Below are 25573 nucleotides of genomic sequence, written 5' to 3' on the forward strand. Positions count from 1 at the left end.
CTTCCTCGGTGTGATCGCGGGGACGGGTCGGCCCCGGCTTCGGAGTACGGGAGGGGTACGGCAGCGGGTACGGGTCAGGCCGCGTGCGTGAGAAGGTGGCGTACGAGCGTGATCAGGGCCTGGGCGGAGGACTTCTGGTCCCGGGCGTCGCAGTAGACGACCGGGGTGTCCGGCAGCAGGTCGAGCGCCTCGCGCAGTTCGTCCTCGGCGTGCTGGGAGTACGGGTCGAAGCTGTTGACGGCGACCGCGTACTCCAGCCCGTACGTCTCGACCAGGTCGATCACCGGGAACGTGTCGGCCAGCCGCGCCGGGTCGACCAGGAGCAGCGCGCCGAGCGAGCCGCGCGCCATGTCCTCCCACAGCTCGACGAACCGCTGCTGTCCCGGCGTACCGAAGAGGTAGAGGACCAGTTCGTCGCTGAGGGTGAGGCGGCCGAAGTCCAGCGCGACCGTGGTGGTCTTCTTGTCGGGCGCGCCGCGCAGATCGTCCACCTGCGCGGCGGCCTGCGTCATCCGCTCCTCGGTGCGCAGCGGCGTGATCTCGGAGAGCGTGCCGATCAGGGTCGTCTTGCCCACGGCGAAGTGGCCGACGACGAGGATCTTCGCCGCGCGCTGGACCGCGTCCGGCACATAGATGCTCTCAGCCGAACCGGACTTGGAGTCCATGCAACACCTCTTCGAGGATCTTTCTGTCGACGAGCTGGGCCGGTGGCGGCGCCTTGCGGCGCAGCAGATGTCCCTGCTGGTTTAAGTCCTGGAGCAGCAGCCGGGCCACACCGACCGGCAGGCCGAGGTGGCCGGCGACCTCGGCCACCGAGAGGTAGCCGCCGGAACACAGCTCCCAGATCGCCTTGATCTCCGGGCTCGGGCTGGGCGGCGGCTGCCGGTCGGGAGCGAGGGTGACGAGCGTGACGAGGGAGAGCTCGTCCGCGTCCGGCAGCCCCCGGCCACCGGTGATGACGTAGGACCGGACGAACCCGCTGCTGACGCTGGACTCCTCGCCCGGTGCCGTCATATCTCGCTGCCGGCGTTCTGGCGGGGCGGCGTGGTCATCGCCTTCCCCAGCGCGGTGACCTGCTGCTGCATACGGAAGGACATCGCCTCCATGTCCACATCGGCGGCGGCGGTGGCGGCGAGGTAGGCGCCGGTGCCGGCGGCGATGAGGAAGATCCAGCCGTCCTCGTACTCCAGGAGCGTCTGGCGCCACCGGCCCGGGTTGCGGGTGCCGATGAAGGGGGCGACGGCGCGGCTGAGGGACTGCATGGAGCTCATGGCGGCGGCGACGGTCTCCGCGTCGTCCCGGCCGATCTCGCTGGAGTTGGCGAGCAGCAGCCCGTCGGCGGATACGAGGATCGCGTGCCGGGCTCCGGGTACCTGGAGCACATCGTTGAGTACCCAGGACAGATCGGGGTTCACTGGATCTCGGATCCTTCCGTGGTCGTCGTCGTGGTCCGCCCGGAGCGGGTGCCGCGCTGGAACGCGCCCAGGCGGGAGGCGGTCTCCTCGTTGCTGCGGACCGGCTGCGGGTCGGCCGGAGGCACCGCGGAGACCGGGCTCTTGCGACGACGCTTGGGCAGCCCGCCGAAGGTGGTGGTGATCTGGGCCAGCTGCTGGGTGGCGGTGTCCGGGTGCTGCTGGGCGGTGTCCTGGCGGTGCTGAGCGGCCGCGGTGTCCTGGCGGTGCTGAGCGGCCGGCGGGAAGAGCGGGGTGGGGGCGGGCGCCTGCTGCCACTGCTCGGGCTGCGGGGCGGCGTGGGGCTGCTGCCGGTTTCCGTACGCCTCCGGGGCCTGCGGGACCTCGGCGGCGGCCGGGACGGGCTGCGGGACCTCCGTGGTGAGCAGCTCGTCGGGGATCAGTACCACCGCGCGTACGCCTCCATAGGGGGAAACGGAGTCCACCGAGACCCGGAAGCCGTAGCGGGCGGCGAGCATCCCGGAGACGGCGAACCCGAACTGCGGCGGGATGCCCAGGCTGGAGACGCTGATCGCCGCCTGGGGGGTGAGGAGGGACGCGGCGCGGTCCTTCTCCTCCTGGCCCATGCCGAGACCGGCGTCGTCGACGATGAGGCAGACGCCGGTCGGCACGGCCTGGATGTTGATCTCCACCGGCGTGCCGGGGGCGGAGTAGTTGGTGGCGTTGGCGAGCAGCTCGGCGAGGACCACCGCGACCGGTTCGACGGCCCGGCTGACGACCGAGAAGTTCACCTGGCCGTTGACCCGGACCCGGTCGAAGTGGCGGATACGGCCCTGCGCGCTGCGGGCCACGTCGAAGACGGAGGCCACGGTCTCGCGCCGGCCGAGCCAGCCGCCGCAGAGCACCGCGATGCCCTGCGCGCGCCGCCCGAACTGGCTGTTGGCGTGGTCCATGGCCATCAGGTCGGCGAGGATCTCGGGGTCGTCGCCGTACTTGCGCTGGGCCTTCTCGATCACGACCTGCTGCTCGTCGGCGAGGCCCTGAAGGGTGCGGACGGCGGCCTTGAGGACCGCCTTGGTCTCCTCCTCGGCGTCCTTGCGGACATCGGCGAGCTCGGAGGCCTGCCGCTGGAGGAGCCCGTTGTGGACGACGTGGAGCTCGTCCCGCTGCCGCAGGAGCGCGTCGCGCTCCGTGCTCAGCTCGGCGGTGCGTCTGCGCAGTTTGACGTTGGTCGCGCGAGCCCGCAGGACGGCACCCACGGCGACCAGTGCTACGACAACCAGCGCCCAGATGACGGGGCCCTGTGGAAATGTCATGAGACTCACTTCAAGTGCCATGGCTGGAAACGGCTTGACACCCCGTCAGGCGGCACGCGACCAGGGCTCGTTCGCCACGACCGTGCGCCGCTTCGGGAGGTGCCCCTCCGAAGGTGGGGCCGAGGAATTCATCCCTCCCGGAATGCCCCCAACGCCATCAGCCCACTGGAAGTAAGATGATCTTATCACCGGCCGCACGCCGAAATGTCAAGCTCGCCAAGCCAGTTGCCACTCGACGCAGAACGTTCACATTGCGGAGACGTGGAGGAGAGGGTTCCGGGCGGATTCCGTTTGAGGGGTGGGGCGTTGAGGGTGCTCTGCGCTTCGGCCGCCGGCGTTCGGCCGGGTGGCCCGGTCCGTGCGGTCAGCCGGAGACGGGAGTGAAGCGGAGCGGCAAGGTCTGCGGGCCACGGGTGAAGACGCCGTGCTCGACCGGGTCGAAGCCGTCGGCGACGCGCACGTCGGGCATGGCGTCGAGCAGGTGGCCGACACCGGTCTCGACCTCGGCCTTGGCCAGCAGGGCGCCGACGCAGAAGTGGCGGCCGAGCGCGAAGGCGAGATGGCCGGCGGCCGCCGAGAAGGCCGTCGTGGTGGTCAGGTCGGTGCGGAAGATGTCGAACGTGTCCGGATCGCGGTAGCGGCTCGCGTCGCGGTTGGCGGCGCCGATGAGGCAGGTGACGGTGGCTCCCGCGGGTACCGTGCCGCCGCTGAGTTCCACGTCCGTCGCCGCCTGCCGCATGATCATGTGGACCGGCGGCGTGTAGCGCAGTGTCTCGGCGAACGCCTGCGGGATCAGAGCGCGATCGGCGCGGACCGCCTCCAACTGGTCAGGATGCAGAAGCAGGTTGGCGAAGATACCGGCGATCGCCTTGTCGGTGGTCTCACCGCCGGCGGCGAGCAGCAGGCTGCAGAACGCCTTGGCGTCCTCGTCGCTCATCCGGACGCCGTCCACCTCGGCGGTGCACAGCGCGGACAGCAGGTCGTCGCCCGGATTCCTCCGCCGGTTCCGGATGATCGGCAGCAGGTACTCGGCGAACTCGACCCGCGTCCGCTCACCCGCCCGGGCCACCTCCGGATCGCCGGACAGATTGCCGAGAAAGGCGATGACCGCCGTGTACCAGCCGTGGAGTCGCTCGTGGTCGGCCGTGTCCAGACCCAGCATGTCGGCGATCACCTGGACCGGGAAACGGCTCGCGTAGTCGGCGACCAGGTCGACGGAGCCGGCGGCGCGGAAAGCGTCGATCAGCTCGCGCGAATTCCGCTCGATGACGGGGAGGAATTTCTCCCGCAGGTCGCTGCCACGGAACGCGGGAGCTACCAGGGCCCGGCGCACGGCGTGCTCGCCTCCGCTGAGCTGGAGGATCGTCCGGCCGTGGACGGGTTCGATCTGCCAGTCGTAGTTCTCGGTGGTGAACTCCCCTTTCCTGTCCTCGAAGACGTACTCGACATCCTCGTAACGCGAGATCACATGGCTTCCGGTGGCCTCATGCCGGGAAAGGGGGAATTCGTCGCGCATCAGGCGGTAGGCCTGATAGGGATTCGCCTCGAAATCGGGTGACAGGATGTCTGGCACCTGCTGTGCGGTGGACATGCACACTCCCTGACGAAGGACGCCTGCCCGGCGCAGGCGCGCCACGACGACACACGCCACCCCGCCACAACAGGCAGAGGCTGACGGTGAGTTGTGCCTTGGTCAGCTGGACTCGGCGGTCGTGGACGCCCGCGTCTCCAGCGCCCAGGCGTGGCGGCGGACCGTGTCCGGGGCGGCGCGGCCCGCGAGGATGTCGCAGAGCAGCTCGGCGCAGGCGCGTCCGTACGCGGCCGGGCGGAGGTCGACCGCTGTGACGGGCGGTTCGGCGGAGCGGGTGGCGGTGCTGTCGACGCAGGAGGCGACGAGGAGAGTACGGGAGTGGGTGCCGGGTTCGGCCGCCGTGCGGCTTCTTGTTCCGGTGGCCGTGCGGGTTCTCGTGCCGTCGGCCGTGCGGCCGTGAGTCGCCGCTGCCGGTGGTGCGCCGGGCCCGACCGTACGGCCCAGTGCCGCCGCCGCCCGGAGGACGCCCGGAGCCGCGCCGTCCGGGGCGCAGATCACCGCGTCCACCGCCGGGTCCGTACGCAGCAGGGTCAGCGTGGTCTCCTCGGCCTCGGCCGGAGTGGCGGCGAACGGTACGGTCCGCAGCGCCACGTCCACCCCGCGCTCCCGGCCCCAGGAAGCGGCGGTGGCCCGTAGCGCGGTGGCCCAGGCGGAGGTGCCCGCGGGGGCCAGGACGGCGGGGCGGCGGGCGCCGCGGTCGGTCACGTGGTCCAGGAGTGCGGTGAGCGAGGCGGCGTTGTCGCAGACCACGGCTCCGGTGGGAGCGGCGGCGGGGCCTAGGTAACGCTCTCCGGTCACCACCGGAACGCCCGCGTCCAACAGGCCCGGGACCGCGCTGTCGTCCACCTCGGGGTCGATCACCAGCAGCCCGTCGACCCGCGAGGCGACTCGTCCGCTCGCCGCGCCCGCGACGCTCGCCGGGGCCAGCAGGACGACGTCGAGCCCTTCCTCCTGGGCGCGCGCGACGGCCCCGAAGGCGAGGTTCATGTAGTAGTCCAGCCGGGTCGCGGTCTGCGGCAGATGCAGGCCGATGGCCCCGGTGCTGGAGCGGCGCAGCCGCCGGGCAGCGCTGTTGGGCCGGTAGTCGAGCTCCTCCGCCACCGAGCGGACCCGGTCCCTGGTGGCCTCCGCGACGCGGCCCGAGCCTTGGAGCGCGTCGGAAGCGGTGCTCTTGGAGACTCCGGCGGCGCGGGCGACGTCGAGCAGGGTCACGGTCCGGGAGGTCACGGAGGTGAGTCTAGACGGTCGCGGTCGTACGAGGTGGAGGGTTGCCGGAACGTTCCGGCAGAGTTAGATTCGTCCCGGTTGCCGGAACGTTCCGGCAAGCTAGATTCGGTCGGTGCCGGAACGTTCCGGCAACCTCCTCCTCGCCCTCCTCCCCACGCCCCTGGAACTGGTCATGCGTCTGATCACCGCGTACAACCCGCCCGCCTCCCCGACCCGGACCCGCCCCGCCGACCGCGCCCCGCTGCGCGTCGCCGCCGTCCAGCAGCGGTGGCACCGCGACCCCGCCGAGCACCGCGCCGCCCTGCTGGAGGGCATCAGCCTCGCCGCCGCCGAAGGGGCCCGGGTGGTCTGCCTCCAGGAGCTGACGCTCTCGCCGTACTTCGCGGTCGTCCGCCGCGCCGACCACCCGGCACCGGCCGAGCCGGAGGAGCTGCTGACCGGCCCCACCTTCACCTTCGCCGCCGAGGCCGCCCGCGAGCACGGCCTCCACGTCCACGCCTCCCTGTACGAGAAGGCCCCGGCGCCCGGCGGCCAGGACGACGGCCTCGGCTACAACACCGCGATCCTCGTCGCTCCCGACGGCACCCTCGCCCAGCGCACCCGCAAGACCCACATCCCGGTCACGGAGGGCTATTACGAGGACGACTGGTTCCGGGCCGGACCGGCGGGCGACGACGCGTTTCCGCTGGTCACGGTGGACGAGGCGCGCTTCGGCCTGCCGACCTGCTGGGACCAGTGGTTCCCGGAGCTGGCCCGCGCCTACTCGCTCGCCGGCGCCGACGTCCTCGTCTACCCGACCGCCATCGGCTCCGAGCCCGGCTTTCCCGGCTTCGACTCCCAGCCGCTCTGGCAGAAGGTGATCACCGGCAACGCGATCGCCAACGCCACCTTCATGGTCGTGCCCAACCGGATCGGCGCCGAGAACGGGCTCACCTTCTACGGCAGCTCCTTCATCGTCGACCCGTACGGCCGCGTCCTGGCCCAGGCCCCGCGCGACGAGCCCGCCGTCCTGGTCGCGGACCTCGACCTCGACGCCCGCCGCGACTGGCTGGAGCTGTTCCCGTTCCTGACCACCCGCCGCCCGGACGCATACGGTCCGCTCACGGTGACGGGCTGACGGACTGGCGGGGCTGACGCACGGGTGGAGCGGCGGGGCCTTGAGCGGCTGGTGGACCGACGGGCCCTGGGGGGGCTTCCTCAGGGCCGGGGTTCGGGCGGCCTCAGGGCGGATCGGCGGGATAGCCCCATGGTCCGGAGGCGCGGCGGACGGAGATCATTGAGACATGACTTCCACGAGCTCCACCAGCACCACAGCCCCGATCACCGCGGCCGTGTCCGGCCGCTGGACCCTCGGCGATCTGCCGGTCAACCGCATCGGCTTCGGCACGATGCGGTTGCCGCAGACCGGCGGGGCACTCATGGCCGACGCCGTCCCCCGCGACCGCGACGCGGCCCTGGCCGTCCTGCGCCGGGCCGTCGAGCTCGGTGTGAACCACATCGACACCGCCGCTTTCTACTTCTCCGCGCTGCGCTCGGCCAACGAGCTGATCAACAGCGCCCTCGCGCCGTACGCGGACGACCTCGTGATCACCACCAAGGTCGGCCCGGACCGCGACCGGACAGGCGCGTGGGCGGCTCATGCGCGGACGCCCGAGGCGCTGCGCGGCCAGGTCGAGGAGAACCTCCGCCAGCTCGGCCGCGACCATCTCGACGTGGTGAACCTGAGGATCGTCGGCCGGGATTCGATCGCCGAGCGCTTCGGTGCTCTGGCCGAGCTGCGCCAGGCCGGACTCATCCGTCACCTGGGCCTCTCCAACGTCACTCCGGCCCACCTCGCCGAGGCCCGGGCCATCGCGCCGGTCGTCTGCGTCCAGAACCGGTACGGGATCGGCGTGCGGCCCGAGGACGACGCGTTCGTGCGGGAGTGCGGGGAGCAGGGGATCGCGTTCGTGCCGTTCTACGCGATAGCCGCGGCCGGCAGCGAGGGCGGCGCGACCGGGGCCGAGCCGGCCGAGGTGCTGGCCGTGGCGGAGGCGCGCGGAGTCAGCCCGGCGCAGGTCAGGCTGGCGTGGACCCTGCACCAGGGCCCGCATGTGCTGGCCATCCCGGGCACCGGCGACCTCGGCCACCTCGCCGCCAACGTGGCCGCCGGAGCCCTGCGGCTCTCCGAGGACGAGCTGAAGCTCCTGGACGGCCTGCACCGGAGCGCCACGACCGGCTGATCTCCCGATCCTTGACGTTGCGGGGCGCGGCTGATCCTCGCTGTTCCGGGACACGCGGCTGTTCCGGGTCCCGCGCGACGGGCCGGGGGCCACGGGGCCTACAGGGTGACGGGCTCTCCCGACGGCAGCCGTGCGCACCGGCGGCAGGCGCGGGCCGAGCCGGCGACGACGGCGTGGGAGGCGGCGGCCAGCGCGCAGGCCGCCGCCGTCAGCGGCCAGTTCTCGGCGAGGACCGACGCGGTGGCGAGGGCCAGGGTGGCCACGGCCATGGAGACGCTCGCGGTGGTGCCCGTCCAGGCGACCGTGAGCGGCAGGCGGTCGGGGACGGGGAGGTGCCGGGCCAGGGTGCCGGTGGCGGCCAGGGTGGCCGCGGCCAGGAGGACCGCCGCGCCGGCGACCGTGGCCAGGTTGGTCGCGACCAGGTGCGCGGTGCGGGGCACGGCCGCATCCTGCGGGCCGCCGAGGCGCTGCACCAGGAACCAGCACGCGAGCAGGAAGGGGGCGCTGAGGGCGACGGCGCGGGCGGTGTGCCGGGCCTGGGCGATGGTCAGTTCGCGCTGGAAGCTCTCGGCCAGCTCACGGGCCGATCCGAACTCCGCCACCGCCCGGCGGACCGCCCGCTCGTGCGGCTCGCCTTCGCGTGTGCAGGCCGCCACGGTCTCCGTGAGCCCGTCGCGCGCCTCCTCGATCAGGCGGGACTTGGCCCGGGCGGGTCCGCGCAGAAGGGCGTCCAGCTCGCCGACGTACGCCTCCACGAGGTCACCGTCACGGCCGCCACCCCCGTCACGGCCGTCGCGCGGGAGGCCGCCGGTCGTCATGCGCCCTGCCCGTGCGGGTGCGGGGCGACCGGGTTGAGGACCGAGCCGATCGCGGCGGTGAAGTCCTGCCAGGCCGTGCGTTCGTCCGCCAGGAAGCGCGCTCCCGCCTCCGTCAACGCGTAACACCGCCGCTTGCGCCCGCCCTCCGACTCCCAGGTGCTGCGCAGCAGGCCGAGCCGCTCCAGCCGGTTCAGCGCCGGGTAGATGGTGCCGGTCCGCAGTTCGAGCGCACCGCCGCTGCGCTGCTGGACCGCGGTGATGATCGCGTATCCGTGCAGCGGAGCCGGTTCGAGAACCGCCAGGAGGAGTCCGTCCAGATGTCCGCGTACCGCATCCTGCCTCATGCGTAGGCAGGCTACAGATAGGCAGACGGGATGGCCAGCGGTCCAGCCGAATAAGTAGGCCGCCTACCTGTGTGGGCCCGAGGCGTGCTATTCCTGGGGCGGTCACCCATGCATTGGCAGCCAATGCAATACCAGCTCGAAGGGACCTCTCCGTGACCAAGCTGCTGCTCTCGCTGCACGTTCTGGCATCGATCCTGGCGGTCGGGCCGATCACGGTCGCCGCCTCGATGTTTCCGCGCTACGCCAAGCCGCCAGCGCCCGACGCCGACGGACCGCACGACCATGACCTCCGTACGGCCGCCTTCCTGCACAAGATCTGCCGGGGGTACGCGGTGGTCGGCATCGCCGTGCCCGTTCTCGGCCTCGCCACCGGTGCGCAGATGGGGGTGCTGGGTGATGCCTGGCTGGTGGCGTCGATCGTGCTGACGACCATCGCCGCCGCTCTGCTGGTGTCCATGGTCCTGCCCGGGCAGCGCGAGCTGCTGGAGGAGGGAGCGGGAGAGGGGCCCGCCGGTACGGGCGTGGGCGGGGACCTTGCCGGTACGGGGGCGGGCGCGGGCGCTCTCACGGTGGCCGAGCGGCGGTCGGCGGCGGCGCGGCTCGCCATGACCACCGGGATGTTCAACCTGCTCTGGGCGACGGTCGTCGTGCTGATGATCGTCCGCCCGGGGTCGACGACGGGGGCCTGACCGTGGGCCGGGCCCCCGGACCTCGGTGCCGCGCGTCAACCCGCCTTCGCGTAGCGGCTGGTGGGGCGGGCCAGGCCGAGGTGGCCGCGCAGGGTGGTGGACGCGTACTCCGTACGGAACACTCCACGCCGCTGGAGCTCCGGGACCAGGCCCCGGGTGATCGCCGTGAGGTCGTGCGGCAGCGTGGCCGGGCGGAGGCGGAAGCCGTTGAGGCCGGTGGAGCGCCAGTCGAGGAGGAGGTCGGCCAGTTCGGCGGGCGTGCCGGTGAAGATCTCGGCGTCCGAGGCGAGTTCGGCTCCGGCAGCCTCGTCCAGGCGGGCCTTGCGGCGGGCGGCGGCGCCCGGTTCGTCGTCCAGGAAGACGACGAGGTCCGCGAAGGTACGCAGCGGCCGCTCGCGCACGTCCCGGCCGGTGCGCTCCACCGCCTCGGCGACCTGAGCGAGGATCGACGCGGTGCCCGCCCGGTCGTGCGGCGTGATGGCGACGACGTCGGAGCTGAGCGCGGCGAACTCGTACGGCGTGGTGGCATGCGCGAGGCTCACCACCAGCGGCTGGCCCTGAGGGGTGCGCGGGGTGATCGACGGGCCCTTCACGCTGAAGTTGCTGCCCTGGAAGTCGATGTGGTGGACCTTGTCGCGGTCCAGGAAGCGGCCCGTCGCCGCGTCCCGTATCTCCGCTCCGTCCTCCCAGCTGTCCCAGAGCTGCCGTGCCGCCTCCACCACCTCGGCGCCCTCCGCGAAGAGCGTGCGCAGCGGCTGGGAGATGGACTCCGAGTCGGTCACGTCGTCCTCGGTGAGCTGCGGTGTGGTGCGGCGGCCGAAGTGCGCGGCGTCGGCGGCCCGGGACGCTATCTGCGGCCGCCAGCCGGCCCGGCCCCGGCTCGCGTGGTCGAGCGTGGCGATGCCGATGGCGAGGTGGAAGGGCTCGGTGTGGGTGACGTTGGTGGTCGGGACCAGGCCGATGCGGGTGGTGAGCGGGGCGAGGTGGGCGGCGAGCAGCACCGCGTCGATGCTGCCTCTGACCTGGTCGGTGCGGTCGTCGGGCAGGTGGAAGGCGGCGGACTGGAGGCCGAGGGCGTCCTCGAAGGTGACGAAGTCGAGCAGGCCGCGCTCGGCCTCGGCGACCAGGTCGGCCCAGTACGCGGCGTCGAGCAGCTCGCCGGGCCGGGCACCTGTCTCGCGCCAGGCGGCCGGGTGCCAGCCGGCACCGTCGAGCGCGACGGCGAGGTGCAGGGGAGCGGTGACGTCGGAGGTGAGCTCTTCCGGGGCGCCGGTCGTGCGGGTCGTGCCGTTCGTGGTGCCGGACGCGTCACCGGTCGTGCCGGTCGTGCCCGTTGGGCCGTTCGTGGTGCCGGACGCGTCACCCGGGGAGCCCGTCGTTCCGTTCGTGGCGGCCGTCGTGCCGGTCATGCGGAGGTCTCCTTCTGGTCGCGTCCGGTGCGCAGGGGTTGGCCGGGGCCGCCCCAGCCGGCCGGGCGGGGTGCGGTGGTGAGGCCCAAGTGGTCCCGGAGCGTGGTGCCGGTGTAGTCGTCGCGGTGGACGCCCTTCTCCTGGAGGATCGGCACCACCCGGTCCACGAAGTCGTCCAGGCCGCCCGGTGTGAGGTGCGGGACCAGGACGAAGCCGTCGGCGCCTTCGGTCTGCACGTAGTCGTCGATGGCGTCGGCGACCGTCTGCGGGCTGCCGGCGAAGGTCTGGCGGCCGCCGACCTCGATGACCAGCTCCCGGATGGAGAAGTTCCGCTCCTCCGCGAGCTTGCGCCACTGCCGGGCCGTCTCCGCCCGGCCCTTGCGGAAGACGGAGTGCCCCTTCAGGAAATGGGCGTCGTCCTCGGGCTCGATGTCGGGCAGCGGGCCGTCCGGGTCGTACGCGGACAGGTCGCGGCCCCAGACCGCCTCCAGGTGCGCGATCGCGGTCTGCGGGCTGACCAGCTCGCGGCTGATCTCCTCCGCGTGGGCGGCGGCCTCCTCGTCGGTGTCCGCGACGACCGCGTTGGCGGTGGGAAGGATCAGCAGATCCTCCGGGCTCCGGCCGTACGTGGCCAGGCGCCGCTTCACGTCCCGGTAGAACTCCCGGGCCACGTCGATCCGGTTGTGCTTGCTGAAGATGACCTCGGCGTCGGACGCCGCGAACTCCCGGCCCGCGTCCGACTCGCCGGACTGGATGATCACCGGATGGCCCTGCGGGCCCGACGGAGTCGTGAACCGGCCGGAGATGTCGAAGTGCTGACCCCGGTGGGCGAAGCGGCCGGTTCCGGCGGCGACGAACTCGCCCGACGCCGCGTCGGCCGTGAGGTCTCCGGCCGACCAGCTGTCCCACAACTCCCGTGCCGTGGTGAGGAATTCGGCGGCCCGGGTGTAGCGGTCGGCCTCGGGAAGGAAGCCGCCTCGGCGGAAGTTCTCGCCGGTGAAGGCGTCGTAGCTGGTCACCACGTTCCAGGCGGCCCGCCCGCCGCTGAGCCGGTCCAGGGTGGCGAACCGGCGCGCCACCTCGTACGGCTCGTTGAACGTCGCGTTCACCGTGGCGGCCAGGCCCAGGCGCGTGGTCACGGCGGCCAGAGCGCTGAGCACGGTCAGGTTCTCCGGGCGGCCCGCGATGTCCAGGTCGTAGACCTGCCCCTTGTGCTCCCGCAGCCGCAGCCCTTCGGCAAGGAAGAAGAAGTCGAACTTGCCGCGCTCGATGGTCTGCGCGAGCCGGATGAAGGAGTCGATGGCTATCTGGCTCTCGGAGCGCGGGTCCGACCAGACGGTCACATTGTGGATGCCGGGCAGCTGCGCTGCGAGATGCACCTGTTTCTTGGCGGTGGTGGGCACGGTGCGGTCTCCTCCTGCGAAGTCCGGCGTCGGTGAGGCGGGTTGAGACGGTGGCTCTCAGAGCGTGCCTGCGACCTGTGCCCTCTGCACAGGTCGGCCGGCCCTACTTCACGAGCTGTTCATGCCGTCGCGACAGGCGCCGGAGCTTCGGCGGCTTCCGGCGCCGGCGCGGCGGCCGGAGTGGCGGACGGGACCGGCGAGACGTACCGCACGCGGTTCTCGAAGGCGACCCCGTGGCTCTTCACGTCGATGGCGATCCGGTCGCCGTCGGCGATGCGGAACCCGTCGTGGAAGCTCGCCTCGTCCGCGCCCAGGAGGACGTAGTTGACGAGGCCGGGCCGCCGTACCGCCGGGAAGGTGAACAGGTGGTCCGCCATGTCCTGGATCCGGTAGTAGAGCGCGTCGTCGCCGCAGTCGAACGGGCCTTCCCAGGCCGTCGCGCCGTCCCGGACGATGGTGACCCGGCCGGTCACCGTGCGCGGCGGCGGGCCGAGGAAGAGCCACGGGGTGAGGGCGGTGTCGCACAGCTTGCAGTACGGGTTGTAGCCCGGGTCCTGGCGGTGCAGGCCGATGTCGCACAGGTCGTTGCCGAAGGTGTAGCCGGCGTAGTGCGGAGTGCCGTCGGCGTCGTTCACGTAGACGAGCGCGACCTCCGGCTCCTCGATGAGGGCGACCGGCCGCGCCGGCACGTTCAGGTCCTCGCCGGGCAGCCGCACCCAGTCGCCGAATCCCTTGAAGAACCACTTCGGCGGCGTGAACTCACCGTCCTCCGGAGCCGCTTCGCCGCCCCACTTCTTCTTGTGCGTGCCCATGAAACCGCTGAGCAGCGCGTTGCCGGTGGCCTGCGGCAGCAGCGGCGGCAGCAGGCGCAGCTCCGGGTCACCGGCGGTCACGGTGACGGTCGCCGCACCGTCGGTGAGCGCGGCCCGCAGCGCCTCCTCCGAGCCGTCGGTGGCGATGAAGGCGGCGGCGACCTGGCCGTCCTCCACCCGGTACAGGGTCAGCTCGGCGCCGTCCTCGGGACGGCCGAAGCCGACGTGGCGTTCGCCGTGGTGGAGGGCCTCGAAGAGGACGGGGAGGTGGGAGTGGGGCATCGGTGGCTCCTTCGGCAGGTGTGCGGGTACGTCGGTGAGTCGGGTGACATCAGGCGTGCGGGGCGAGAGCGGCGACCGGTGCGCCGGTGAGGTCGGCCAGGACCTCACCGACCCGGTCGACGGACTCCCGTATCCACGGCAGGTCGAGCGGGTCGGCCGACTCCAGGGCCGCCGTGCGCTGCTCGTCGTTCTCGCCGTAGAAGTGGCTGGTCGCCGCGCGGACGCGCAGCGGGCGGCCGGGCTCGCCGAACGCGGTGGCGGGCAGGACGCCGACCCCGTACCGCTCCGAGAACAGCGCGGCCAGAGCGTCGCCGTCGTGCACGCCGTGCGCCGCCGCCAGGTGGTCCCGGAGCGGTTCGAAGTCCGGGTAGAGGTAGCAGGTCGCGGCGACGGGCGGCAGCTCCGCGCCGACGGCGGTGAAGCGGGCGGCGACCGCGCGCACCACCTTCTCGTGCAGCCGCCGGCTCGCCGCGATCCGCTCGACGACCTCCGGCGGCTCGCCGAACGCGTACGCGGCCGCCGTCTGCACCGGCGCGGGCGGGCTCGACCAGATCTGGCTGGCGATCGCCACCAGCCGGGTGCGCAGGGCCCGGCCCAGCTCGCTGTCGGGCAGCCGGGCCACGCCGGTACGCCAGCCGCCGAGCGCCAGGTTCTTGGTGAGCCCGGTCGTCACGACGGTCCGCTCAGGCGCGTGGAGAGCGGGCGAGACGGCCGGGTCGGAGCTGTCGTAGACCAGGTCGCAGTAGATCTCGTCGGAGACGACGACCAGGTCCAGTTCGCGGGCCGCCGCCGCCAACTCCCTTACGGTGGCCGCAGATGCGACCGTCCCGGTCGGGTTGTCCGGCACGGTCACGACCACCGCGCGCGGGTGCCGGCCGGCCGCCCGCGCGTCGGCGACCGCCTCGCGCAGCCGTTCCGGATCCGGCACTCCGCCCTGGCCCGGCAGGATCGGTACGGGGATGGGCCGCGCGCCGACCAGCCGGGCCTGGGCCGCGTAACTCACCCAGCTCGGGACCGGCACGATCACGTCTCCGCCGATCGCCAGGAGCAGCGCGAAGAGCAGCGACTTGCTGCCCGGTCCCGCCACGACGAGGCCCGGGTCGACGGCCGGACCGCGCCGCTCCCAGTATCCGGCGACGGCGGTGCGCAGGGCCGGGCTGCCGGCGACGGAGCCGTACGCGTTCTCGCCGGCCGCCGCCGCGAGCCGGTCCCGGAGAGCGGGCAGGACCGGCAGGCCGATCTCGCCGCTCGCCATCGACAGGACCCGCTCTCCGGCCGCGCGCCGGCGGGCCAGGGCCTCGTCGGCGGCGAGGGTCGCCGACATGGAGACGGGTGAGACCGGTGTGGGTTCGGACATGACAGCAGCTCCAGTACGTGATGGATGTACGTGTACGGGGTCAGGCGGAGGGCTCCGGCGTGTACCGCTCCCGTAGCTCGGCCTTGCGGACCTTGCCGGTGAGGGTCTTCGGTAGTGCGGGGACGAGCTCCAGGCGGTCCGGCAGGAAGCGGCTGTCGTGGCCCGCCGCCGTGACCCGGTCCCGGACCTCCTCCAGCGTCGGTCCCCGGCCACCGCGCGGGACGACCACGGCGACGATCACGCCGTCCGCCTCGCCCGAAGGCTCCAGGCCCACCAGCGCGGCCTCCTCCGCCCTCGGGTGGCTGCCGATCACCGCCTCCAGCTCCGTCATCGGCGCCACGCGGCCGTCCCGCAGGATCGCGTCCCGGGCCCGGCCGATGATGCGGATGCCGCCTCGGCCGTCGTCCCGGGCCAGGTCGCCGGTGTCGAACCAGCCGTCCTCGTCCAGCTCGGCCGCGAACGCCTCGGGCCGCTGGTGGTACCCGAGCGCGAGCGAGGCGCCGCGCACCTTGAGCCGGCCGACAGCGCCGTCGGCCGACGGCGTCCCGTACGCCTCCGACACCTCGATCCGGGTCTCCATGGCGTCGATCGCGCGGCCGTTGCTCCGCGCCGACCAGCCGTCCGGGTCCTCGGGACGGGTGGTGGTCACGGGCCCGTTCTCCGACATGCCCCAGAGCGAGTGGGCGCGGGCGCCGAGCGTCTCGTGGACCTCGTCGGCCAGCTCCTGAAGGACCGGTGCCGAGCCGATCACCACATGGCGCAGCGTGCTGGTGTCCCGCCGCTCGGCGCGCTGCGACGCGGCCACATCGGCGAGCGTGGCGGGCGGCCCGTAGAGCAGGGTCGCGCCGTACCGCTCGACCAGGTCGAGCAGCGCCTCGTTGCGGCGTACGTCCTGGAAGGCGACCGTCCCGCCCAGCAGGACACCGGCCAACACCCCTTGCGCGAAGCCCGAGTAGTGCACCAGCGGCGTGGAGACCACCGCCACCCACTCCTGGCCTTCACCATCGGCCGCGCCGAACGCGTCGACGTAGCCGCGTACGGCCGAGTGGACCGTGTTCTGGCTGTGCAGCACGCCTTTGGACAGGCCGGTCGTGCCGGAGGTGAACAGCACCACGAACGGGTCGTCCGCGCCGAGCGCCAGACCCTCCAGCCGGCCTGCGGCGCCTTCCCGCTCCTCCCGCGCCTCGGCCACAAAGTGCTCGTGGAACGGACGCGCGCCTTCGGGCAGCTGTGGCCCGTCCACCACCAACACATGTGCCAGTGACGGAAGTTCGGTCAGCAGGCCGGCCGCGATCTCCGCCAGTGGTGTGCCCGACCACTCCGGGAGCGTGATGCACACGCGCGCCTGAGTGAGCGAGAGGCGGTGGCGCAGCTCGACCTCCGTGCAGATGGGCGAGATCGGGATGATGACCGCGCCGATCCGGATGGAGGCGAAGATCAGCGGCACCATCTCCCAGCGGTTCGGCAGCTGTACGGCAACGAAGTCGCCGCGCTCGACGCCCAGTTCGAGGAGAGCCAGCGCGAACCGGTCGGTCAGCCGGTCCAGTTCGGCGTACGTGAGCGTGTCCGTACGGGACTCCGCCACGCGCCGGCCCGCGATGGCCGGCCGGTGCGGCCGCTCGCGCGCCTGGCGGTGCAGATCGTCGAGGAAGGTCTCCGGCCGCCACCAGCCACGGCGGCGGTACTCGGCGGCGCGCTCCTCCGTGACAGCCGCCCGCACCGAGGCCGGCCGCTGCTTCGCCACCGTACTCATCCGCGCTCCTCGCGGCGGACCGCGAGCAGCTCCGGCAGCGGGTCGCCCGCGCGCGAGGCCGCGATCTCCAGCAGGTCGCGGGTGTTCTGCCGGACCCGGTCGCCGACCCAGTCGAAGACCCACGCCTTACGCGCCTGTGCCTCCAGGTCGAACGGGACGACTCGGGTGACCGCCAGAGCGGCGGACGCCGCGCCGCCGATGTTGGCGATCACGCCCGGCACCAGACCGGCACCGGAGGCGGCCACCTTCTCCTTGGCGGCAGCGCTGGAGGCGAGGTTGGCGCCCTCCACCACCAGGCCGGCCCGCAGGCGGTGGGCGTTCTCGGCGTTGATCGCGTACTTCTGCGCGGCCAGGATCAGGATGTCCGCGTCCACGTCGAGCCAGGCGTCCGGCTCACCGGAGAGCTTCACGTCCTGCGGCAGCCGGGTCCGGTCGATGGCGCCGAACTGGTCGGTGATGGCGACGAGTTCGGCCACCGGCAGCCGGTCCGCGCTGATCGTGCCCTGGATGTCCGCGATGCCGACGACGATGTGCCCGCGGTCCTCCAGGAACCGCGCCACCGCCCGGCCCACCGCGCCGAACCCCTGCACCACGACCCGCGCCGGCTCGGTGCGGCCGCTCGCCTCCAGAGCGGTGACCGCCGCGACGCCGACACCGTGGCCGGTGGCGTCGATCAGGGGCTCGTAGTACGTACGCCAGTCGATCGGCATGTCCGGTGAGCCGAGCCGGTAGCGCGGGTCGTACTTCGCCTCCTCGAAGAAGACCGCGCGGTCGGCAGGCGTGACGCCCATGTCGATGCCGAGGTGGATGCCGCCGTGCAGGAGCGGCTTCACCGTGCGGCCGAAGGTGCGGAACGTCTCCTGGCGCGCCGCGCCCGCGGAGTTCGTCCCGTCGGCCACGATCCCGGCCTTGGCGCCGCCGATGCGGAGGCCGGCCAGCGTGAACTTCTCGGTCATGTCCCGCGCCAGGCCCGCGACTTCCTCCTCGCTCACACCGGTGGTCATCCGGGTGCCGCCCATCGCCAGGCCGTCGACGAGCGTGTCGATGACCACCCAGCCCTTGATGGCGCCGCCGCTGCCGTTGAGGTGGACGGTGAGGGCGGGGTCCTGCGGTTCTTCCGGTACTGCTGCGCTCATGGTGAAGTCCTCGTTCTGTACGAAGGGTTCGGTTGCGGGCCCGGTGACGGCCTCGGTCACCGGTAGAGCTGCGCAAAGCCGCGCAGGATCTCCAGGCCGTCCTTGCGGAACTCCAGGTGGGCCTGGGCGCCGTGGATCCGGCCGTCGTCCGAGCGCAGGAACTCCACGGGCGCGTGCTCGGAGCGGCCGATCGAGCGGTAGCCGGCCGGAGCCGCCTGGAGGTAGAGCGTGTGCCGGTGGAAGACGGTGACCGTGGGCTTCACGTAGGTGAAGAGCGGCTCCTCCGTGTCCACCTGCACCTCGTAGCCGCCGACCCGCTGCGGACCCTCGGCGAGGCGGCCGCCGGCCGCGACGGCGAGGATCTGCATACCGCCGCAGATGCCGAAGACCGGCACGTCGGCCGTGGTGACCAGGTCGATCAGCGGCTTGTAGAACGCGCTGTCGTACGCGCGCACCTTGGTGCCGCTCAGCACGATGGCCTGGTAGCGGCCGTCCAGGCGGGCCGGGACGGACGAGGCGTCGACCGCCTCCGTGTCCGAGCCCAACTCCTCGAAACGCGCGCGGAGTTGTTTGAGCGAGAGCGTGCCGTTGTTGACGACCAGCACACGGGACCGCGTCATGCCTCTCCGCCTTCCGCTCGGGTTTGTGTGATGACCGTGCCGGTGGTGCCGTCCAGCAGCTCGGTGACGGCGGCGCTGCCGATGACGACCCGGTCGACTCCGCGCTCCAAGGCCTCGCCGGCCGCGCGCAGCTTCTTGCGCATACCGCCCTTCGCGCCCTTGTCGCGGAAGGCCGCCGCGTCCTCGGCGCCGATCCGGCGGACCGGCCGGTCTTCGATGAGCAGATGGCCGACATCGGTGACCAGGACCAGGTCCAGGGCGCCGGTGGCTCCGGCGATCGCGGCGGCGGCCCGGTCGGCGTCGGTGTTGACCTCCTGGCCGGCCGCGTTCCGGGCGAGCGGAGTGACCAGGTAGGCGTGGCCCGGCTGGAGGTTCTTGAGCGGTGCCGGGTCGACGCCGGTGATCGGGCCGACGAGGTTCTCCAGCTCCACGAGCTGCTTCTCCCGCCACCACCAGCGCTCGCCGTCGCCGGCGCTGACCAGGCCGTCGCTGCCGAGCAGCCGCTCGGCGGTGATGCCACGGCTCTCCAGCCGCGCGAGGACGTCCTCGGCCAGCACGGCGCTGACCGTCTTGATGTCGTCGATGACCTCGGGCGTGGTCCACCGGCTCTGGTTGCCGTACCGGTCGCGCAGGATCGCGGACGGTTCGCTGTAGCGCGCGTCGAGCTTCCTCAGCGGCTTGGACCAGCCGTGGACGAGGACCAGCGGCCGCTCGCGGCCGTGCCGGGCCAGGTCGTCCCACCAGGTGCCGTCGAGATCGTCCAGGCAGCTGCCGCCGAGCTTGACCACCGTGGGAACGGCAGGCGATGCGCTCATGCCGGCATCACCGGCTGCTGCGTCAGCCCCGTCTCCTCCGGCAGCCCGAACCGCAGGTTCGTCACCTGCACGGCCTGACCCGCCGCTCCCTTGACCAGGTTGTCGAGCGCGGCGAGCACGACGATCCGGCCGCCGTCCTCGTCCAGCAGGACGGTCACGTCGGCGTAGTTGGAGCCGAGTACCACCTGCGGGTCCGGCACCGGGATCAGCGTTTCGTTGTGCCGCCGCACCCGGACGAACGGGCGTCCCTTGTAGAAGCGCAAGTAGGCCCGGTTCAGCTCGCGCTGGTCGACCTTCTCGTCGGTGAACACGTACGAACTGGTCAGCAGACCGCGTACGTTCGGAACGCCGTACGCCGACATGGTCAGGTTGCCGATGGTGCCGGGCTTGCTCCGCTCCAGGAAGTCACCGACCTCGGCGGCGTGCCGGTGGCCGGTCGGTGAGTACGGAGCGATGGCTCCGGCGCGGAACGGATGCAGGTCGGAGGTGCGCAGCTGGACGCCGCCGCCGCTGGACCCGCTCTTGCCGTCCACCACCACCGTCTTCAGGTCGAGCCCGAGGCCGAGCGTGAGCGGCGCGAGGCCCAGTGTGATCGCGGTGGCGTAGCAGCCGGGCAGCGAGATGAGTGCGGCGTCCGCCAGCTGGTCGCCGATCAACTCCGGTACGCCGTACACGAATCGGTCCGCAAGGTCGGTGCGGCGCTTCACCTTCGGGTACCAGCGGTCGTGGAGCTCCGGTGTACGGATGCGGAACGCGCCGCTGAGGTCGACGATCGCCGGGACGCGGTCCGCGAGCAGCGAGGCCAGCTCGGCCGAGACCGGCGCCGGTGTGGCGAGGAAGAGCACGTCGACCTTGTCCGCGACCTCTTCGGTGACCGGCTGGATGGTCAGGCCCTGGTCGTTGCGGAGGCCGGGGTGGAGCTCGGAGGGGCGGCGGCCGATGTTGGAGGAGCCGCCGAGGAAGGTGAGTTCCAGGTCGGGATGCTGGGTGATGAGGCGGATGAGTTCGCCGCCGGCGAGCCCGGAGGCGCCGACGACTCCTGCACGGATCATGCGAGTAGCTCCTGCACATAACGGCCGATGGCCGAAGGAATGTCCGCTCCGGTGGCGGAGGCCACGGCCCGGAAGCCGGGTGCGTGGTTGACCTCGTTGACGACGTAGCCGTCCGGTGTGGCGAAGAGGTCGACGCCGTAGATGCCGGGACCGAGCACGTCCACCACACCGTCGACGATCTTGACGACGTCGGGGTCGTGCGCGATGGCGCGGTTCTTGTTGCCGAGCGCGGCGTTGTTGCGCCAGTCGCTGCCGCCGCTCTCGAACTCCGCCGCGCCGATCAGCTCCCGCCCGACGACCAGGCACCGCACCGAGCTGCCGCCGAGGTACGGCTCCACCACGCTGGCCTGCTCGAAGGCGTGGGCCAGGTCCTCGATGTAGTCGTACACGGAGTGCGCGGTGTCGGCGTGCCGGATCAGCGTGACCCGCTTGCCCATCCCGCCGAAGACCGGCTTGAGGACGAGCGGCAGCGGCAGGTCCGCCAGCGCCTTGTCGAAGTCCTTACGCGAGAGGACGAGCCGGTGGTCGGGGACCGGCACGCCCGCCGTCTGGAGGAAGGCGCGCAGTGCGGCCTTGTTCTCGCAGGCGTGGATGGCCCGCGCGGTGTTCAGCGTGGGGACGCCGGCCGCCTCGGCGAGGCTGGCGATGAGGCCGCCGCGCGTGTAGCTGCGGCTGCGGATGAGGAGGGTGTCGTACCCCTTGATGGCCGGCGCGTCCGGGTGGCCGAGCGAGAGGGCCTCGTCGTTGACCCAGTCGATGCGGAGGCCGAAGGCGGGAGCCGCCTCGATGAGCAGCCGTTCCTCCCAGGCGATCCGGTCCGCGACGAGAGCGACGGGATGGACGGCGCCCATCTCACTGGCCCCAGTCGCGCAGCTGCACCTCGACCATCTCCAGCGTCAGCCGGCCGTCCTCGACGGCCTCGACGCGGAGGGTCAGGATGCACTCGGGGCAGGAGAGCGTCTCGCCGAGGGTGACCGGGGGGACGGTCAGGTCGGTCTCGCACTCGGGGCATACGCCGGTCAGGGTGGCGGTGGACATCGTGAACTCCGTATACGGGTGAGGTGGGTTACGCGGGTACGGGACGGAAGTCGATGGCGGCCTTGCGGATCGTGTCCCGGTCCAGCAGCGGCCGGCCGTCCCGCTCCTGCCGCTCGGCCAGCCACGGCGTGAAGGCGTCGACGTCGACCTCCAGGCCCGAATCGGCCAGGGCCCAACGGACCAGCGCGGTGGTGAGGCGGGAGCGGACGCGCAACTCGCGCCGGTTGCCGACGAGTTCGGCGGGCAGCGTCTCGTACGCGTGCGGGTGGCTCAGCTGGCCCGGCAGCTCGTACGCGAAGGCGTGCGGCGTGGTCGGTCCGGACTGGAACGCCTCTCCGAGGCCCGCGCCGCGCAGCGCGATCCGGGACAGCTCGGTGAGGTGGGTCAGGTCGAAGCGCGTGTCGCCGTGGATGACGCGCAGCGAGGTGAGCAGCTCGGCCAGCGGCGCGTTGCCGCCGCGCTCACCGATGCCGCCGACGGTCGCGGAGATCCACTGGGCGCCGGCGCGAACGGCGGCGAGCGAGTTGGCGACGGCCATGCCGAGCATGTTGTGCGAGTGGATCTCGATCTCGGAGCCGGGAATCGCGGTGATGTCCGCGATGACCTCCTCCATCTGCCACGGCGAGAGGTACGCGACGGTCTCCGCGAGCCGGAACCGGTCGGCGCCCGCCGCGAACCCCGCCTCCACATACGGGACGAGCCGCTCCCGTGGCGTACGGGCGCCGTCCTCACCGCTGAACGTGACGTGGAAGCCGCGCTCCTTTGCCTGCTGGATCGCCGAACGCGCCAGCGCCTGAAGGAACTTGGGGCTCGCCGAGTCGAGCTTCAGCTGCGCGTGCTGCTCGGAGGTGGGGATGGAGTACATGATGTGCCGTACGCCGAGCCGCTCGGCCTCGTCCAGCGCGCGGGCCACCTGGCGGCGGTCGCGGACGACGACGAGCGTCATGCTGCGCTCGGCGGTGACCGCCTCGTGCGTGGCGAGGACGAGGTCGGCGTCCTTGGAGTCCGGTCCGGAGACCATGCCCACCTCGACGAGCTCGACGCCCGTACGCACCAGCAGGTCCGCGATGGCGGCGGCGTCCTCGGGGCCGAATTCGACGCCTGCCATATGTGCGGAGTCCCGCAGGGTCGCGTCCGATATCCGGGGCGGCCTCTCCAGTTTCTCGGGGCCTTCTGCTGCCATGTGCTCTGCTCCTCTTTCGGGGCTGCATTGCGATGACTCATATCTTTCGGCGCCTGGCTGGAAGGAGCAATATCCGCCGTGTCAGAGCTGTGTTGCGGAGTGTCAAGGAATGTCAGGAAGGAAAGGGAGTGCAAGGTCGGTGTGCGGGCGTGCCAAATAGCGGACGCAAGGCACCCGTTGATGTGACGTACGTCCTACGGTGCTGGGCATGGATCTCTTCTCGCTGCCCCGGCTAGGGGTCGTCGTGCCGCCGGAAAATCCCACGGCGGAACCCGAGTTCAACCAGCTGCTCGGCGCCGGAATGAATGTGTACACCTCCCGTTTCCCGGTGACGCCGGGTGCCGGACTGCGGGCCATGCTGGAGACGTACAACGAGGTGCTCCCGGCCCTGCTCGGCAGCTTCGGCGCGCTGCGCCTGGACGCGACCGTGGTGGCGTGCAGCGCTTCGCACTACCTGCTGGAGCCGGCCGGCGACCGGGCCTTCTGCGACGCGCTGTCCGAGCGCGCCGGCTCGCCGGTGCAGTCCTCCACACAGGCGATCCTCGCGGCCTGCGAGGCGCTCGGCGTGAGCCGGCTGACGCTCGTCTCGCCGTACGAACCCTGGCTCACCGACACCTCCCGCGCCTTCTGGGAGCGGGCCGGGCTCACGGTCGACGGCGTGGTGTTCGTCCCGGCGGAGGAGGCCGCGAGCCCGGGCGGGACCGCGCACTTCGACCCGTACAAGGTGACGACCGAGGCCATCCTGCGGCGGATACGGGAGCGGGAGCTGCCCGCCGGCACGGCCCTGCTCTGCACGGGTACGGGCATGGGCACGCTCGCCGCGCTCACCGAACTGGCCCGCACCGAGCCGGACCGCACGCTGCTGACGTCGAACCTCGCCTCGGCGTGGTGGGCGCGGCGGATGGTGGGCGAGACGGGACCGGCGGACCATCCGCTGCTGCGGCGGCTGGAGGGCGCGGCGGTGTGAGGCGCGCCCCGGGGCCAGGCGTTCTGGGAAGCGCGCCTGGGAACGCTCAGCCCGCGGTCGTCTCCGGCATCTGCCAGGCATATCCCATGCGGTAGCCGACGCCACGGACCGTGATGATCCAGCCACCGGCGCCGAGTTTCGCCCGCAGGCTGCTCACATGCGTGTCGATGGTCCGGCTGGTGTGCCCCCAGTTGCTGCCCCACACCCGGGCCATCAGCTCCTTCCGCGTCACCACCGTCTCCGGCGTGGCGGCCAGCGTGTAGAGCAGCTCGAATTCCTTCGACGTGACGCCGATGAGCCGTCCGCCGAGGCGGACTTCCTGCCGTCGCGGATCGATATGGAGATCACGCAGAGAAATGGCGGCGGGAAGCATCTGGCGGGGCTGAACGCGGCGCAGTACCGCCTCGATGCGCGCTCCGACTTCCCGGAATCCCCAGCTTCTCACCACACAGTCGTCGGCCCCGGCGTGCAGGACGAGAACCCGCTCCAGTTCGGCATCGGCTTCGGTGACCGCTATCAGGGCCGTATCGCCGCCGCTGCGCAAGGACCGGCACAATTCCAGTCCGTCGATATCCGGCAGCTCCAAGGAGAACAGCACCAGATCCGCGTCACCGTGGACGCGGAGCGCGCGCTTTCCCGTGGAGACGCTGCCGGCGGTGAATCCCTGCCGCCGCAGATCGCTCACCATGGCCGCTGCGGCGGAGGCGTCCTGCTCCACCACGAGTACCCGTCTCATGTGTCCCACCTCTGCCTTTTCCTTGGCCGTCACGTCGGTCGGGAGCGCCCGCACGTCAGTGCGGAGCGCCGGCGAGCACGGCGGCCGGGGCTCCGGAGAGGCGCTGGAAGACGTAGGCGGCCGAGGCCATGGTCATGTGGTGGTGCCAGCCGGGAAAGGAGCGGCCCTCGAAGTCGAGCACGCCGAACCGCCGGCCGAGCGTCGTCACGGCCGAGAGGGCGGCGGCGTGGCTGCGCGCCAGCCGGAGGACGTCCTCCACCCGCAGGTCGGTGAGGGTGGTGAGCCAGTACCGGGCCGGCTGCCTGCCGTCCGGGTCGGGTCTCTCCAGGATGCGGTACGGGCGTCCGCCCGCCTCATCGCCGGCTCCGGACCGCGGCGTTCCCACCGTGCCCGCGTAGGCGTGCACGGGTACGGGCCGGACGCGGCCGTTCGGCGTCTGCCGGAGCAGGACGTGGGTCTGCCGGGCGTGCCGCACCTCCATGAGCGCGCTCACCGTGGTCACGGCAGGCGTGTGCTGGCCGGTGAGGAGCACCGGATGGTCCGGCGACACCTCGCACACCACATCGGCGCGCAGCCGCCCGAGCCCCGCCAGGACCCGCGCCGCGTCGTCGCACCGGGTAAGGTCCAGCACCCACGGCAGCCCCGCGAGCCGTGGCTGCGCCGCGACCCCGGCGGCGTACCCGATCACATGGTCGGCCGGCGTGCGCCCGGCCTCGGAACCGGGGATGCGCGCACGGCGCCTGCGCTCCCGGTCCGAGTCCCACGCGCCGCCGAGCACGAGGCTCCAGTCCACCGGATAGCACTGGGTGCCCGAGGCGAGGAAGAAGACCAGCGCCCGCTGGCAGTTGACGGTCCGCCCGGTGGCCGGATCAAGACGCCGGTGCACGCCTACCGAGTGTTCGCCGCGCTTGGGGATGATGAGTTCGGCGACGGTCCAGGCGTGCGGTGTCGTCCGCTCGGCGACGCGACGGGCGAGCCGTCTTCGTACCGGGTTCCAGTCCCACGGGCTGGCGTTGATGAACTGGTGGAGACCGTGTGCCGCGGCCGAAGGTAAGGGCTTCGCCAGTGCCATGCGGCGAGGTGTCTTCTTGCCGGACACATGGAGCAGGGCCCAGAGGTACGTCTGGGCCCAGCGACGCTGCTCCGGCCGCTGGAACGCCGGGAAGATCTCGTCCATGAACGTCCGCATGTACGCGCCGTCGCCCGGCACCGCCGCCCGCACCTCACTTGACGACATGTGACGCTACGCCCCCTCGATACTTGTCACCGCTCGCACCCGAGTGGATACATGGCACATCAGTACGAGGTGAAAGTACCGCCCTGGCCGGAGTTTGCCCGGGTCGGCCGTCTATTTTGCAAGTTCGGGGCCTGACCTGCGAAAACCCACCTCC

General features: G+C 72.0%; 26 protein-coding genes. 4 read left to right on the top strand and 22 right to left on the bottom strand.

All coding sequences use genetic code 11. The features are described from left to right. Positions 1 to 74 precede the first annotated feature (74 nt). The 6 genes from ABZ267_RS05905 to ABZ267_RS05930 form a co-directional block, all read right to left on the bottom strand. Positions 75 to 665 carry an ATP/GTP-binding protein gene (locus ABZ267_RS05905; RefSeq protein WP_356749953.1) on the bottom strand — a complete coding sequence of 197 codons (591 nt, stop codon included), beginning with the start codon at positions 663 to 665 and terminating at the stop codon, positions 75 to 77. Beyond that, positions 640 to 1014, bottom strand: coding sequence for a DUF742 domain-containing protein (locus tag ABZ267_RS05910; protein ID WP_356749955.1), 375 nt, complete (start codon positions 1012 to 1014; stop codon positions 640 to 642). The genes ABZ267_RS05905 and ABZ267_RS05910 overlap by 26 nt, the downstream gene beginning before the upstream one ends. After that, positions 1011 to 1415 (bottom strand): roadblock/LC7 domain-containing protein, encoded by a 405-nt coding sequence (locus ABZ267_RS05915; protein WP_018514044.1) that lies wholly within the window; start codon positions 1413 to 1415, stop codon positions 1011 to 1013. The genes ABZ267_RS05910 and ABZ267_RS05915 overlap by 4 nt, the downstream gene beginning before the upstream one ends. Further along, positions 1412 to 2728 carry an ATP-binding protein gene (locus ABZ267_RS05920; protein WP_356749957.1) on the bottom strand — a complete coding sequence of 439 codons (1317 nt, stop codon included), beginning with the start codon at positions 2726 to 2728 and terminating at the stop codon, positions 1412 to 1414. The genes ABZ267_RS05915 and ABZ267_RS05920 overlap by 4 nt, the downstream gene beginning before the upstream one ends. 364 nt (positions 2729 to 3092) lie before the next feature. After that, positions 3093 to 4319: a cytochrome P450 gene (locus tag ABZ267_RS05925; protein WP_356749959.1), complete on the bottom strand. Its 1227-nt coding sequence runs from the start codon at positions 4317 to 4319 to the stop codon at positions 3093 to 3095. A gap of 102 nt (positions 4320 to 4421) precedes the next feature. Further along, positions 4422 to 5546: a LacI family DNA-binding transcriptional regulator gene (locus ABZ267_RS05930; RefSeq protein WP_356749961.1), complete on the bottom strand. Its 1125-nt coding sequence runs from the start codon at positions 5544 to 5546 to the stop codon at positions 4422 to 4424. 172 nt (positions 5547 to 5718) lie between these two features. Here ABZ267_RS05930 and ABZ267_RS05935 point away from each other — a divergent pair, with 172 nt between their 5' ends. Beyond that, on the top strand, positions 5719 to 6663 hold the full coding sequence (locus ABZ267_RS05935; RefSeq protein WP_356750070.1) for a carbon-nitrogen hydrolase: 945 nt from the start codon (positions 5719 to 5721) through the stop codon (positions 6661 to 6663). Positions 6664 to 6829: 166 nt separating this feature from the next. Further along, entirely contained in the window at positions 6830 to 7768 is a 939-nt protein-coding gene (locus ABZ267_RS05940) for an oxidoreductase (RefSeq protein WP_356749963.1), read from the top strand. A gap of 98 nt (positions 7769 to 7866) precedes the next feature. Here the strand turns inward: ABZ267_RS05940 and ABZ267_RS05945 are convergent, their stop codons facing one another. Both ABZ267_RS05945 and ABZ267_RS05950 read right to left on the bottom strand, forming a co-directional pair. Beyond that, entirely contained in the window at positions 7867 to 8586 is a 720-nt protein-coding gene (locus ABZ267_RS05945; protein ID WP_356749965.1) for a permease prefix domain 1-containing protein, read from the bottom strand. After that, positions 8583 to 8930, bottom strand: a complete 348-nt coding sequence (locus ABZ267_RS05950) for a helix-turn-helix transcriptional regulator (RefSeq protein WP_356749967.1) — start codon at positions 8928 to 8930, stop codon at positions 8583 to 8585. The genes ABZ267_RS05945 and ABZ267_RS05950 overlap by 4 nt, the downstream gene beginning before the upstream one ends. A gap of 152 nt (positions 8931 to 9082) precedes the next feature. Here ABZ267_RS05950 and ABZ267_RS05955 point away from each other — a divergent pair, with 152 nt between their 5' ends. Then, complete coding sequence (locus ABZ267_RS05955) at positions 9083 to 9619, top strand: hypothetical protein (RefSeq protein WP_356749969.1); 537 nt, start codon at positions 9083 to 9085, stop codon at positions 9617 to 9619. A gap of 35 nt (positions 9620 to 9654) precedes the next feature. On the opposite strand, the gene ABZ267_RS05960 is transcribed toward ABZ267_RS05955, so the two are convergent. From ABZ267_RS05960 to ABZ267_RS06015, 12 genes are all read right to left on the bottom strand, one after another. Continuing rightward, on the bottom strand, positions 9655 to 11028 hold the full coding sequence (locus tag ABZ267_RS05960) for an LLM class flavin-dependent oxidoreductase (RefSeq protein WP_356749971.1): 1374 nt from the start codon (positions 11026 to 11028) through the stop codon (positions 9655 to 9657). Then, positions 11025 to 12431 carry an NtaA/DmoA family FMN-dependent monooxygenase gene (locus ABZ267_RS05965; protein ID WP_356749973.1) on the bottom strand — a complete coding sequence of 469 codons (1407 nt, stop codon included), beginning with the start codon at positions 12429 to 12431 and terminating at the stop codon, positions 11025 to 11027. Before ABZ267_RS05965 ends, ABZ267_RS05960 begins: the two co-directional genes overlap by 4 nt. 119 nt (positions 12432 to 12550) lie before the next feature. After that, entirely contained in the window at positions 12551 to 13525 is a 975-nt protein-coding gene (locus ABZ267_RS05970) for a fumarylacetoacetate (FAA) hydrolase (protein WP_356749975.1), read from the bottom strand. A 49-nt stretch (positions 13526 to 13574) separates the two neighbouring features. After that, positions 13575 to 14882, bottom strand: coding sequence for a pyridoxal phosphate-dependent aminotransferase (locus ABZ267_RS05975; protein WP_356749977.1), 1308 nt, complete (start codon positions 14880 to 14882; stop codon positions 13575 to 13577). Between the two features lie 40 nt (positions 14883 to 14922). Continuing rightward, complete coding sequence (locus ABZ267_RS05980; RefSeq protein ID WP_356749979.1) at positions 14923 to 16635, bottom strand: AMP-binding protein; 1713 nt, start codon at positions 16633 to 16635, stop codon at positions 14923 to 14925. Beyond that, a complete protein-coding gene (locus ABZ267_RS05985) occupies positions 16632 to 17771 on the bottom strand; it encodes a Glu/Leu/Phe/Val dehydrogenase dimerization domain-containing protein (protein WP_356749981.1) in 1140 nt (379 codons plus the stop codon). Before ABZ267_RS05985 ends, ABZ267_RS05980 begins: the two co-directional genes overlap by 4 nt. 56 nt (positions 17772 to 17827) lie before the next feature. Beyond that, positions 17828 to 18391, bottom strand: a complete 564-nt coding sequence (locus ABZ267_RS05990; protein WP_356749983.1) for a gamma-glutamyl-gamma-aminobutyrate hydrolase family protein — start codon at positions 18389 to 18391, stop codon at positions 17828 to 17830. Beyond that, a complete protein-coding gene (locus tag ABZ267_RS05995; protein ID WP_356749985.1) occupies positions 18388 to 19206 on the bottom strand; it encodes an acetylglutamate kinase in 819 nt (272 codons plus the stop codon). The genes ABZ267_RS05990 and ABZ267_RS05995 overlap by 4 nt, the downstream gene beginning before the upstream one ends. Beyond that, a complete protein-coding gene (argC, locus tag ABZ267_RS06000) occupies positions 19203 to 20258 on the bottom strand; it encodes an N-acetyl-gamma-glutamyl-phosphate reductase (RefSeq protein ID WP_356749987.1) in 1056 nt (351 codons plus the stop codon). Before argC ends, ABZ267_RS05995 begins: the two co-directional genes overlap by 4 nt. After that, positions 20255 to 21109, bottom strand: a complete 855-nt coding sequence (locus tag ABZ267_RS06005) for a RimK family alpha-L-glutamate ligase (RefSeq protein WP_356363727.1) — start codon at positions 21107 to 21109, stop codon at positions 20255 to 20257. Before ABZ267_RS06005 ends, argC begins: the two co-directional genes overlap by 4 nt. Before the next feature lies 1 nt (position 21110). After that, complete coding sequence (locus ABZ267_RS06010) at positions 21111 to 21296, bottom strand: lysine biosynthesis protein LysW (protein ID WP_015609635.1); 186 nt, start codon at positions 21294 to 21296, stop codon at positions 21111 to 21113. A 28-nt stretch (positions 21297 to 21324) separates the two neighbouring features. After that, positions 21325 to 22479, bottom strand: a complete 1155-nt coding sequence (locus ABZ267_RS06015) for a LeuA family protein (protein WP_356749989.1) — start codon at positions 22477 to 22479, stop codon at positions 21325 to 21327. Between the two features lie 208 nt (positions 22480 to 22687). On the opposite strand from ABZ267_RS06015, the gene ABZ267_RS06020 reads away from it, so the two are divergent. Then, the gene (locus ABZ267_RS06020) at positions 22688 to 23446 is read left to right on the top strand and encodes an arylmalonate decarboxylase (protein ID WP_356749991.1); all 759 of its coding nucleotides are present in this window, start codon (positions 22688 to 22690) and stop codon (positions 23444 to 23446) included. 46 nt (positions 23447 to 23492) lie between these two features. On the opposite strand, the gene ABZ267_RS06025 is transcribed toward ABZ267_RS06020, so the two are convergent. Beyond that, positions 23493 to 24182 (bottom strand): response regulator transcription factor, encoded by a 690-nt coding sequence (locus ABZ267_RS06025; RefSeq protein WP_356749993.1) that lies wholly within the window; start codon positions 24180 to 24182, stop codon positions 23493 to 23495. A gap of 55 nt (positions 24183 to 24237) precedes the next feature. Next, positions 24238 to 25419, bottom strand: coding sequence for a transposase (locus tag ABZ267_RS06030; RefSeq protein WP_356749995.1), 1182 nt, complete (start codon positions 25417 to 25419; stop codon positions 24238 to 24240). Between the last annotated feature and the right edge of the window lie 154 nt (positions 25420 to 25573).

This window comes from Streptomyces sp. NPDC006174, assembly GCF_040614075.1.
In the GTDB taxonomy this organism is placed as follows: domain Bacteria; phylum Actinomycetota; class Actinomycetes; order Streptomycetales; family Streptomycetaceae; genus Streptomyces.

Bases quoted from the DNA above. Each gene is read 5' to 3' on its own strand.
- ABZ267_RS05970 (WP_356749975.1), bottom strand. From the start codon at position 13,525: ATGCCCCACTCCCACCTCCCCGTCCTCTTCGAGGCCCTCCACCACGGC.
- ABZ267_RS05925 (WP_356749959.1), bottom strand. From the start codon at position 4,319: ATGTCCACCGCACAGCAGGTGCCAGACATCCTGTCACCCGATTTCGAG.
- ABZ267_RS05995 (WP_356749985.1), bottom strand. From the start codon at position 19,206: ATGAGCGCATCGCCTGCCGTTCCCACGGTGGTCAAGCTCGGCGGCAGC.
- ABZ267_RS05985 (WP_356749981.1), bottom strand. From the start codon at position 17,771: ATGAGCGCAGCAGTACCGGAAGAACCGCAGGACCCCGCCCTCACCGTC.
- ABZ267_RS06010 (WP_015609635.1), bottom strand. From the start codon at position 21,296: ATGTCCACCGCCACCCTGACCGGCGTATGCCCCGAGTGCGAGACCGAC.
- ABZ267_RS05920 (WP_356749957.1), bottom strand. From the start codon at position 2,728: ATGACATTTCCACAGGGCCCCGTCATCTGGGCGCTGGTTGTCGTAGCA.
- ABZ267_RS05950 (WP_356749967.1), bottom strand. From the start codon at position 8,930: ATGAGGCAGGATGCGGTACGCGGACATCTGGACGGACTCCTCCTGGCG.
- ABZ267_RS05990 (WP_356749983.1), bottom strand. From the start codon at position 18,391: ATGACGCGGTCCCGTGTGCTGGTCGTCAACAACGGCACGCTCTCGCTC.
- ABZ267_RS05960 (WP_356749971.1), bottom strand. From the start codon at position 11,028: ATGACCGGCACGACGGCCGCCACGAACGGAACGACGGGCTCCCCGGGT.
- ABZ267_RS06005 (WP_356363727.1), bottom strand. From the start codon at position 21,109: ATGGGCGCCGTCCATCCCGTCGCTCTCGTCGCGGACCGGATCGCCTGG.
- ABZ267_RS05910 (WP_356749955.1), bottom strand. From the start codon at position 1,014: ATGACGGCACCGGGCGAGGAGTCCAGCGTCAGCAGCGGGTTCGTCCGG.
- ABZ267_RS05940 (WP_356749963.1), top strand. From the start codon at position 6,830: ATGACTTCCACGAGCTCCACCAGCACCACAGCCCCGATCACCGCGGCC.
- ABZ267_RS05980 (WP_356749979.1), bottom strand. From the start codon at position 16,635: ATGAGTACGGTGGCGAAGCAGCGGCCGGCCTCGGTGCGGGCGGCTGTC.
- ABZ267_RS06025 (WP_356749993.1), bottom strand. From the start codon at position 24,182: ATGAGACGGGTACTCGTGGTGGAGCAGGACGCCTCCGCCGCAGCGGCC.
- argC (WP_356749987.1), bottom strand. From the start codon at position 20,258: ATGATCCGTGCAGGAGTCGTCGGCGCCTCCGGGCTCGCCGGCGGCGAA.
- ABZ267_RS05975 (WP_356749977.1), bottom strand. From the start codon at position 14,882: ATGTCCGAACCCACACCGGTCTCACCCGTCTCCATGTCGGCGACCCTC.
- ABZ267_RS06015 (WP_356749989.1), bottom strand. From the start codon at position 22,479: ATGGCAGCAGAAGGCCCCGAGAAACTGGAGAGGCCGCCCCGGATATCG.
- ABZ267_RS06020 (WP_356749991.1), top strand. From the start codon at position 22,688: ATGGATCTCTTCTCGCTGCCCCGGCTAGGGGTCGTCGTGCCGCCGGAA.
- ABZ267_RS05935 (WP_356750070.1), top strand. From the start codon at position 5,719: ATGCGTCTGATCACCGCGTACAACCCGCCCGCCTCCCCGACCCGGACC.
- ABZ267_RS05945 (WP_356749965.1), bottom strand. From the start codon at position 8,586: ATGACGACCGGCGGCCTCCCGCGCGACGGCCGTGACGGGGGTGGCGGC.
- ABZ267_RS05905 (WP_356749953.1), bottom strand. From the start codon at position 665: ATGGACTCCAAGTCCGGTTCGGCTGAGAGCATCTATGTGCCGGACGCG.
- ABZ267_RS06030 (WP_356749995.1), bottom strand. From the start codon at position 25,419: ATGTCGTCAAGTGAGGTGCGGGCGGCGGTGCCGGGCGACGGCGCGTAC.